This window comes from Piscinibacter sp., assembly GCF_050175855.1.
GTDB lineage: Bacteria > Pseudomonadota > Gammaproteobacteria > Burkholderiales > Burkholderiaceae_C > Piscinibacter.
Window position 1 is genome coordinate 1 of record NZ_JBFXIO010000200.1, and the last position, 9,252, is coordinate 9,252.

11 protein-coding genes are annotated in these 9,252 nt (G+C 71.5%); all 11 read right to left on the reverse strand.

The features are described 5' to 3' along the window. A partial coding sequence (locus tag AB7U92_RS15410; RefSeq protein WP_428578562.1) for an FAD-dependent oxidoreductase occupies positions 1-582 on the reverse strand: 582 nt, incomplete at its 3' end. Beyond that, positions 575-1,105, reverse strand: a complete 531-nt coding sequence (locus AB7U92_RS15415; protein ID WP_428578565.1) for a MarR family winged helix-turn-helix transcriptional regulator — start codon at positions 1,103-1,105, stop codon at positions 575-577. The genes AB7U92_RS15410 and AB7U92_RS15415, both read right to left, overlap by 8 nt. Next, on the reverse strand, positions 1,106-1,429 hold the full coding sequence (locus tag AB7U92_RS15420; protein WP_428578567.1) for a 2Fe-2S iron-sulfur cluster-binding protein: 324 nt from the start codon (positions 1,427-1,429) through the stop codon (positions 1,106-1,108). A 34-nt stretch (positions 1,430-1,463) separates the two neighbouring features. Next, positions 1,464-2,663, reverse strand: a complete 1,200-nt coding sequence (locus tag AB7U92_RS15425; RefSeq protein WP_428578569.1) for a cytochrome P450 — start codon at positions 2,661-2,663, stop codon at positions 1,464-1,466. A gap of 18 nt (positions 2,664-2,681) precedes the next feature. Continuing rightward, the gene (locus AB7U92_RS15430; RefSeq protein WP_428578572.1) at positions 2,682-3,386 is read right to left on the reverse strand and encodes an ABC transporter ATP-binding protein; all 705 of its coding nucleotides are present in this window, start codon (positions 3,384-3,386) and stop codon (positions 2,682-2,684) included. Between the two features lie 112 nt (positions 3,387-3,498). Next, positions 3,499-4,242, reverse strand: coding sequence for an ABC transporter ATP-binding protein (locus tag AB7U92_RS15435; RefSeq protein ID WP_428578574.1), 744 nt, complete (start codon positions 4,240-4,242; stop codon positions 3,499-3,501). Beyond that, the gene (locus tag AB7U92_RS15440) at positions 4,239-5,204 is read right to left on the reverse strand and encodes a branched-chain amino acid ABC transporter permease (protein WP_428578577.1); all 966 of its coding nucleotides are present in this window, start codon (positions 5,202-5,204) and stop codon (positions 4,239-4,241) included. The genes AB7U92_RS15435 and AB7U92_RS15440 overlap by 4 nt, the downstream gene beginning before the upstream one ends. Further along, on the reverse strand, positions 5,201-6,058 hold the full coding sequence (locus AB7U92_RS15445) for a branched-chain amino acid ABC transporter permease (RefSeq protein ID WP_428578580.1): 858 nt from the start codon (positions 6,056-6,058) through the stop codon (positions 5,201-5,203). Before AB7U92_RS15445 ends, AB7U92_RS15440 begins: the two co-directional genes overlap by 4 nt. A gap of 21 nt (positions 6,059-6,079) precedes the next feature. Then, the gene (locus tag AB7U92_RS15450; protein ID WP_428578583.1) at positions 6,080-7,261 is read right to left on the reverse strand and encodes an ABC transporter substrate-binding protein; all 1,182 of its coding nucleotides are present in this window, start codon (positions 7,259-7,261) and stop codon (positions 6,080-6,082) included. A gap of 201 nt (positions 7,262-7,462) precedes the next feature. After that, entirely contained in the window at positions 7,463-7,633 is a 171-nt protein-coding gene (locus AB7U92_RS15455) for a hypothetical protein (RefSeq protein WP_428578586.1), read from the reverse strand. Between the two features lie 164 nt (positions 7,634-7,797). Then, on the reverse strand, positions 7,798-9,252 hold a 1,455-nt coding region (locus tag AB7U92_RS15460; protein ID WP_428578589.1), incomplete at its 5' end, for a protein adenylyltransferase SelO.

Here is a 9,252-nt window from a genome sequence, read left to right on the forward strand (position 1 = left end):
CAGCACGCTGTCCGCCAGCTCGGGCGACACCGAACGCTGCAGCAGCCGCGGCGCGGCTTCCAGCACGCTGACCGACTTGCCCAGCATCGCCGCCGTGGCGGCGATCTCCAGCCCGATGAAGCCACCGCCGAGCACGGTCACGCGCTTCGCGGCGTCGAGCAGGCTGCGCAGGCGCCGCGCATCGGCGGCGCCGCGCAGCACCGCCACGTTGGCCAGCGTGGCGGGCAGCGCCGGCAGCGTGCGCGCGCTGGCGCCGGTGGCCAGCACCAGCCACTCATAGGGCAGCACCGCGCCCGAGCGCAGCGTCAGTGTGCGGCCCGCGCGGTCGATCGCCAGCGCCGGGTCGGCGCGGTGCAGCGTGATGCCGGCCTCGCCGTACCAGGCCTCGTTGCGGTGCGGCTGCACGTCCTCGGACGGGCTCTTCAGGAAGGCCTTGGACAGCGGCGGTCGCTGGTAGGGCAGCTCGGCCTCGGCGCACACCAGGTGCGTGCGCGCGCCCAGGCCGGCGGCGGCGAGCGCGTTGCACAGCGCCGCGCCGGCATGGCCTCCGCCGACGATCACGATGGCGCTGCGCTCACTCATCGGCATCCTCCTCGTCGTGCACGCGGCGCCGCGCCGCGGCCGGGAAGCGGCGCGCCACGTAGCGGGCCGTGGCCGTTTCCACCGCGGGCAGATTCTCGTGCAGCCGCTTGAGCAGCGCGATCAGCGTCTCGGTCTCTTGCGGGTTCAGCACCGACAGGAAGGCCCGCTCGCGCTCGAGCGCGATGCCCAGGATCTGGTCGTGCAGCTCGCGCCCCTTGGGCGTGAGGGTGGCGATGCGCAGGCGCCCGTCGCCGGCGTCCAGGCCGATGGTGACGAGCCCGCGCGACTGCATGCTCTTGAAACAGCGGCTGACCGAGCTCTTGTCCATGCCGATGATGCGCGACACCTGCTGCGCGGAGATCGAGCCGTGGATGGCCAGCAGCACCAGGCAGCGCCAGGTCTCGATGCCGACGTCGAAGACGGCGAGGTAGTGCTGCGAGGCGCCGCGCGAGAGCTTGTTGGCGATCCAGGTCAGGAAGGCCGGGACGTAGCGCTCGAGATCGACGTTGGTCGGTGAAGCCACTTACTGCTGCCGCTCGGGGATGCGCACCACCAGCCCCTGCAGCGCGGCGGTGAGCTTGATCTGGCACGACAGGCGGCTGGTCGGACGGCGTTCGGCGGCGGTGCATTCGAGCATCTCGAGCTCGTTGGCCAGCGGCGCGGGCAGCTGGCCGGCCCACGCCTCGTCGACGTAGACGTGGCAGGTGGCGCACATTGCCGAGCCGCCGCACTCGGCGACGATGCCGGGCACGCCGGCGCCGGTGGCCGCGGCCATGACGCTGACGCCCTCGGGCGCCTCGAGGCCGCGCTCGCTGCCGTCGGTCAGGATGAAGGTGATGTCGGGCATGGTGAAGTCAGCTTGCAGGAATCGGGCCGGAGTGTCAGGCGGGAACGAGCGTCAGCGGCAGGGTGTCGAGGGCGCGCAGCGTGTTGTTCAGGCGGCGGGTGTGCGCTCCGGCGATCTCGATGCGCTTGACGCGCCGGGCCAGCGCCGTGAGCACCACCTCGCCTTCCAGCCTCGCCACCGCCTGTCCCACGCAGCCGTGGATGCCGGCGCCGAAGGCCACGTGGCCGCTCGGTCGCCGCTCGATATCGTAGCGGTCCGGGTCGGGCCACTTGCGCGGGTCGCGGTTGGCCGAGGCCAGCATGCACAGCACCTTGGTGTTCTCGGCCACCGGTACACCGGCGATCTCGCAGTCGCGCGCCGCAGTGCGGTAGAAGGTCTGCGCGGTCGATTCCCAGCGCAGCGCCTCCTCGAAGGCGGGGCGGGCGAGCGATGGGTCGGCATGCAGCCTGGCGTATTGATCGGGGTGCTGCGCCAGCGCGAACAGCGCGTTGCCGATTCCGTTGATGGTGGTGTCGACGCCGGCCGAGAGGAAGGAGCGCACCAGCAGCGGCGCCTGCTCGTGGGTGATCTCGCCGGCGTCGGCGGCCTGGTAGATCTGGTCGCCGAAGCCGCCGGGGCGCAGGTGCTCGCGCCGGCAGTGCGCCATGATCCACTCGGTGACCGGCCCCATGCGTTCGGCTGCCTTGGCCAGCAGCGCGTTGCGCGGGCCCATCGAGTTGAAGATCAGGTCGCCGTAGACGAGCAGGTTCTCGCGGCCGTCGTCTTCGACACCCACCGCGTCGGGGAACACCTTCAGCGGGTAGATCTGCGCCAGGTCGTGGATGCCGCAGATCGTGCCCTTCTCGACGCAGCGCTCGACCATCTGTTCCGCCACCTCGGTGAACGTGGTGCGGATCTGCATCACCGCCTTCGGGCTGAGGATGCGCGAGAGCACCGCGCGCGTCTGCGTGTGCAGCGGCGGATCGGCCTCGAGGATCAGGCTCTTTGGGCGGAACGGCGTCTCCAGGTTGAAGTTGCTCAGGCCCACGCCGGCGCCGGAGATGAAGGTGGCGTGGTCGTTGAACACCGCGTGCACCTGCTCGTGGCGGGCGCAGGCCACCAGGCTGGGGTAGGGCGTGAGCCTGACCACCGGCCCGGCCTCGCGCATGCGCTGGTGCATCGGGTAGGGGTCGATCAGGTTCTCGGCCGAGTACGGGTCGATGTCCAGTTCGGGGATGTTCGCGGTCTCGTTCATGGCTCTCCTCCGTTTCGTTCAGTGCACCGCCACGCCGACCAGGCGCTCGAGCGCGGCGGCGTCCCGGCGCAGTGCGTCGGCCGCGGCCTCGTGCACCACCGAGCCGCGCTCCAGCACCAGCGCCCGGTCGGCATAGCCGAGCGCCTCCTGTACCTGCTGCTCGACGATCACCACGGTGATGCCGCTGTCGCGGCTCATGCGCGCGAAGGCGGCCAGCAGCTCCTGGCGGATCAGCGGCGCCAGGCCTTCGAGCGGTTCGTCGAGCAGCAGCAGACGCGGCTGGCCGAGCAGCGCGCGAGCCACCGACAGCATCTGCTGCTCGCCGCCGCTGAGCTGGCCGCCGCCGTTGCGGCGCCGCTCGGCCAGGCGCGGGAACAGCGCGTAGGCTTCGTCGAGCGCGCGCTTCGGCCGCCGCTTCAGCCCGGCGACCAGGTTCTCCTCGACCGTCAGCGAGGGAAAGATGTCGCGCGTCTGCGGCACCAGGCCGAGGCCGCGCGCGGCGCGCTGGTGCGGCGCGAGGCCGGCGAGGTCTTCGCCGTCGAAGACGATGCGCCCGCTGCGCAGCTGCGCCAGGCCCATCACCGCCGCGAGCGTGGTGGTCTTGCCGACGCCGTTGCGGCCGATCAGCGCCAGCTTCTCCTGCGGGGCCACCGTCAGGCTCAGGCCGTTGAGCACGGTGATGGGGCCGTAGCCGGCCACCACGTCGTGCAGTTCGAGAATCATGACAGCCCCTCGTCCGACGGGTACGTCGGCCGATCCCCTGACGGGATGCGGGCCGGCTTGGGAGCGGCCCGGCGCTCGGCCCGCGGTGGCGACGACTGAAGGCAGTTCATGCTCACTGGCCCAGGTAGGCGGCGCGCACGCGCGCATCGTTGCGGATCTCGGACGGCGTGCCGTCGGCGATCACCGCGCCTTCGGCGAGCACGACGATGCGGTGCGCGAAGCGGAACACCAGTCCCATGTCGTGTTCGATGATCAGCACGGCGAGGTCCCGGGGCAGCGCGTCGAGCGCGGCGAGCAGCCGCGTGCCTTCGCCCTGCGGAACGCCGGCCATCGGCTCGTCGAGCAGCAGCACCTTGGGCCGCAGGGCCAGGGCCAGCGCCAGTTCCACCAGCCGCTGCTCGCCGTAGGCCAATCGTTCGGTCGGCCAGCCGGCGTGTTCGCCCAGGCCGAGGTCGCGCAGCAGCGCGCGCGCCTCGGCGGCCAGCGCCGGGTAGCCGTCGATCGAGCGCCAGAAGCGGCCGGTCAGCCCTTCGCGCTCGAACAGCGCGAGTTCTACCTGGCGCTGCACCGGCAGGTGCGGCGCCAGCGTGGTGATCTGGAAGGTGCGCGCCAGGCCGGCGCGCACCCGTTGTGCCTGCGAGCGGCGCGTCACGTCCTCGCCGGCGAGCCAGACGCTGCCCGAGCTTGGCGCCACCGTGCCGCTGAGCTGGTTGACCAGTGTCGTCTTGCCGGCGCCGTTCGGGCCGATCAGCGCGAGGCGCTCGCCGGCGTGCAGCTGCAGCGAGACGTCGCGCGTGACGTGCAGGCCGCCGTAGCGCTTGTCGAGCTGGCGTGTCGCCAACAGCACGGCGCTCATGGCGAGGCCCCCAGGCGCGAGCGCAGCCAGGCCCAGGCCTTCTGCGGCGGCACCAGCACCACCGCCATCAGCGCGGCGCCGACGACGAACAGCCAGTGGTACGGGTTGATCGACGCGGCCGTGTGGTGCAGCAGCGTGAACACGACGGCGCCGATCAGTGCGCCGTGCAGCCGACCCGCGCCGCCGAGGATGAGCATCACCAGCGCCTCGGCCGAGAGCGCGAAGGTCAGGCTGTCCAGCCCGACGATGGCGTTGGTCTGCGCCGACAGTGCCCCCGCCGCGCCGGCCAGTGCCCCGGCCAGCGTGTACATCGCCAGCAGCCGCGGGATCACCAGCGTACCCAACGCGGCCATGCGCGCGCGGTTCTCGTGGATGCCGCGCACGGCCAGCCCGAAGGGCGAATCGGCCACCCGGCGCGCCACGTACAGGCCGAGCACCAGCACCGCCAGCGCATACAGCGCGGCGGTGCGGCCTTCGAGGTCGAAGGCGAAGTGGCCGAGCAGCGGGCCCATCGTGAAGCCGGTCAGGCCGTCGTCGCCGCCGGTCCAGTCGCGGGCCTTCTGCGCCAGGCTGGCGGCGATCTGCGCCATCGCCACGGTGAGCATCAGGAAGGTGAAGCCGTGGTAGCGCAGCAGGAAGGCGCCGGAGGCCAGCGCCAGCAGCGCGCCGGCGCCCGTGCCCACGGCCAAGCCGAGCAGCGGGTCGGCATGCGCGCGCAACGCGAAGATGCCCGCCGCGTAGGCGCCGGCGCCGAACAGCGCCGCATGGCCGAGCGTGGCCAGGCCGGCGATGCCGACGACCAGGTCGAGCGAGAGCACGAACAGCGCCGTGATGGCGATGCGCGTGAGCAGGCCGAGCTGGTCGGGCATCGCCCACCACGCGGCCAGCCCGAGGGCGAGCACGATCAGCGGCGCGCGCCAGGGCGGCGCCACCTTCGGGGCCCCGGTGTCGACGCCGCTCATCGCCTCAGCAATCCATCGGGGCGCCAGGCCAGCAGCATGGCCATGGCGAGGAAGAAGAACAGGCTGCCCCAGTCTGAGGCGAGGTACTTGCTCGCCGTCTCGACGATGCCCAGCGCCACTGCGGCGAGCAGCGAGCCCGGCAGGCTGCCCATGCCGCCCACCGCGACGACCACCAGCACGAGCACCAGGTACTTCAGCGCGTAGTACGGCTCCAGCGGCATCAGTTCGGCACCGAGCACGCCGCCCAGCCCGGCAAGCGCCGCACCGGCGGCGAAGCTGGCGCACTGCACGGTGCGGATCGGGATGCCCAGCGTGGCGGCGGTGTCGGGGTGGTCGACGGCGGCGCGCAGCCACACGCCGAAGCGCGTGCGCGCCACCGTCCACGCGGCGGCCGCCGCCACCAGCAGCCCCGTCGCGATCACCAGCAGGCGTTGCGCCGGCAAGGTGCGGAAGCCCAGGTCGACCGGCTGCGCCAGCAGCGGCGGCAGCACGATCAGCTGCACCTGCGGCCCGGCCAGGGCATTGGTCAGCGCGATCAGGAAGAAGGTCAGGCCGATGGTGAACAGCACCTGCTCGAGCTCGCTGCGGCGGTACAGGTGGCGCAGCACCAGCGCCTCGAGCAGCGCGCCGGCCGCCGCGGTGAGCGCGAGCGCCGCGGGCACGGCGACCCAGAAGCTCCACTGCGCTTCTCGGGTGAGCAGCGCCGCCGCGTAGCCGCCGATCATCGCGAACGCGCCGTGCGCCAGGTTCACGAAGCGCATCAGGCCGAGCGTGACCGACAGGCCCACGGCGATGATGAACAGCACCATCCCGTAGGCCAGGCCGTCGATCAGCACGTTGGCCAGCAGTTGCATCGCCGCGCTCCGTGCCTGCGCCTACTTGTCGAGGCCGTGGTCGGCCTGCGGGCCGAAGTTCTGCACTTCCTGGTTGACCAGCGTGCCGCCGGCCTTCTCGACCTTGCGCAGGTACACGTTCTGCACGATGTGGCGGGTCTTCGGGTCGATGCGCACCGGGCCGCGCGGGCTCTCCCACTGCAGCGTGCGCGCGGCCGCCACGGCCTTGAGGCCATCCCTCTGGCCGCCGGTGGCCTCGATCATCCTGTGGATGACCTGCATGCCGTCCCAGGCGCCCACCGCGGCGTAATTGGCGATCGCGTTCGGATCCTTCTTCTTCAGCGCCGCGACGAAGGTCTTGTTGGCCGGCGAGTCGTGCGCGGCCGAGTAGTGGAAAGCGGTGGTCAGGCCGAGCGCCGAGTCGCCGAACTTCTGCAGGTCGTACTCGTCCATCTCGGCCGTGCCGAGGAACTGGATGCCGGCCTTGGCCAGGCCGTTCTCGTTGTAGGCCTTGACGAAGCCGAGGTTGGGCGGGCCGCCGGGCAGGAAGGTGTAGACCGCCTGCGCGCCGCTGGCCTTGATGCGCTGCACGAAGGGCGCGAAGTCGGTGGTGGCGATCGGCATGCGGATCGACTCGACCACGGTGCCGCCTTGCTTCGTGAATTCGCTCTTCCAGGCGGTCTCGGCGTCGATGCCAGGGCCGTAGTCGGTCACCGCGGTGACCACCTTCTTGATGTTGTTCTTCGCCGCCCACTGCGCCAGCGGCACCGTCACCTGCCAGAGCGTGTAGCTGGTGCGGATGAAGAACTCGCTCTTGTCGGTGATGGCCGAGGTGGCGGCGTTGAAGATCACCGTCGGCGTCTGGCTCTGCTGGATCAGCGGCGCCACCGCGAAGGCATTGGGCGTGAAGACGAAGCCGCCGAGGTAGTCGACCTTGTCCTTGACGATCAGCTCCTGCACCAGCGTCTTGGTCTGGCCGGGGTTCGGGCCGCCGGTGTCGCGGTAGATCAGCTCGACGTCTCGGCCGCCGAGCTTGCCGCCCTGCGACGCGATGTAGGCCTCGGCGCCGTTCTTGAACAGCGTGCCGTAGTGCGCGAAGGGGCCGGAGAACGGCCCCACGATGCCGATCTTGACCGCCTGCGCGGCGGCACCGAACGAGGCGAACGAAGCAGACACGAGGGCGGCCGTCATCGCGGCCGCACGGCGTCGGGTGCACAGGCTCATGGGTTGTCTCCAGGTGATGCGCCGCGAAAGGCAAGGGCGCGAGTTGATCTGGCGCAATGCTCGATGCAATTGGTTGGTATGTCAACCAGTTGCTATATCAACTAGATGCGGGTTTTCCCGTTGTGCGATCACCGCCGGCGCCTTGGCCGGCTTGGAGAAGAGGGAGGGGAGAAAGAGCGGAGAGGGGCTCCGCTCGGCGCCTCAGCGCTTGCGGTCGGCCATCAGCTCCTGCGTCAGCGAGCGACGCACGGCGCCCATGCCGTCGCACAGCGAGCTTTCGTGCTTGGCGTCGCGGCGCTCGCCGATGAGCTGGGAGACCGGGATGGTCTTGCGCTTCGGGGTGTGAGGAGTCTGGATGTAGCGGGGGGCCATGACTGTGTGGGGGCCATCGTCCGGTCGAGGAAGACGCAGCCCGTGCGTTTTCGGGTGTTGAACGTCAGGTTAGTCGCTGCGGTTGACGTCCGTCCCCGATCAAGTGTTGCAGTGCGCAATGAGTGAAACCTCACTTTCTTGCGCCTGCAGCGGCCATGCCCCTCTCAGGTGCCGCAGAAGGTCTGGTAGCCGGCGGTGATCTCGGCGGGTGCCGGCCCGGCCAGGTCGGCGAACGCCGGGCGCTCGTCGAACGGCTGGTGCAGCGCCGCCATCAGCCGCTCGAACGGCGCCAGGTCGCCTTCGGTGGCGGCCGCCAGCGCCTCTTCGACCCGGTGGTTGCGCGGGATCATCCACGGGTTGGCGCCGCGCATGCGGGCGGCGCGCTCGGCCGGTGGCAGGCCGGCAGCGCCTTCACGGGCACAGCGCTCGCGCCACCGGGCCAGCCAGGCGGTGGCGGCCTCGCGGTCGGCGAACAGATCGAGCAGCGGGGCTTCGGCACCCTCGGCGGCGTCGGCCAGGCGGCGCCAGGCCAGGGTGTGGTCGACGGCCTGTGCGTGCAGCAGGGCCAGCCACTCGGCGGCGAGCGCCGTGTCGGCGGCGTCGTCACCCGCCGTGGCGGCGACGAGGCCCAGCTTCGCCCGCTGCCCCTGCAGCAGCGCCGCCGCGTAGAGCCCCGGGAAGGCGTCGATGACCTCGGTGACCTGCGCCACGGCCCGCCCGATCGCCGCCTCGTCGTCGGCGTCGGCCATCAGCGGCAGCAGCGCCTCGGCCAGGCGAGCCAGGTTCCAGCGTGCGATGTGCGGCTGGTTGCCGTAGGCGTAGCGCCCGCCGTGGTCGATGCTGCTGAACACCGCCGCCGGGTCGTGCGCCTCCATGAAGGCGCAGGGTCCGTAGTCGATGGTCTCGCCGGAGATCGTCATGTTGTCGGTGTTCATCACGCCGTGGATGAAGCCCACGTTCATCCACTGGGCGATCAGCGAGGCCTGGCGCTGCGCCACCGCGCGCAGCAGGGCGAGGTGGCGGTCGGGCGCCTCGGCCAGTGCGGGGTCGTGGCGCGCGATGGCGTAGTCGGCGAGCCGGCGCAGCCCGTCGAGGTCGCCCCGGGCGAGGAAGAACTGGAAGGTGCCGACGCGCAGGTGGCTGGCCGCCACGCGGGTCAGCACTGCGCCGGGCAGCACGACCTCGCGATTGACGCCCTCCCCGGTGGCCGCCACCGCCAGCGCGCGCGTGGTCGGGATGCCCAGCGCATGCATGGCCTCGCCGATGAGCACCTCGCGCAGCATCGGCCCGACCGCGGCCTTGCCGTCGCCACCACGCGAGAAGGGCGTGCGGCCCGAGCCCTTGAAGGCGACGTCGCGCCGCTGCCCGTGGCGGTCGATCAGCTCACCCAGCAGCAGGGCGCGGCCGTCGCCGAGCTGCGGCGAGAAGCCGCCGAACTGGTGGCCGGCGTAGGCCTGGGCGATCGGCTGGGCGTCTTCGGGCAGCAGGTTGCCTGCAAACAATGCGCCGGCATCCGCCGCGCGCAAAGCCGCCGGATCCAGCCCCAGCTCGTGGGCGAGCGGCTCATTGAGGAAGAGCAGCTGCGGCGCGGGCACCGCGGCAGGCTTCCACGCGACGTA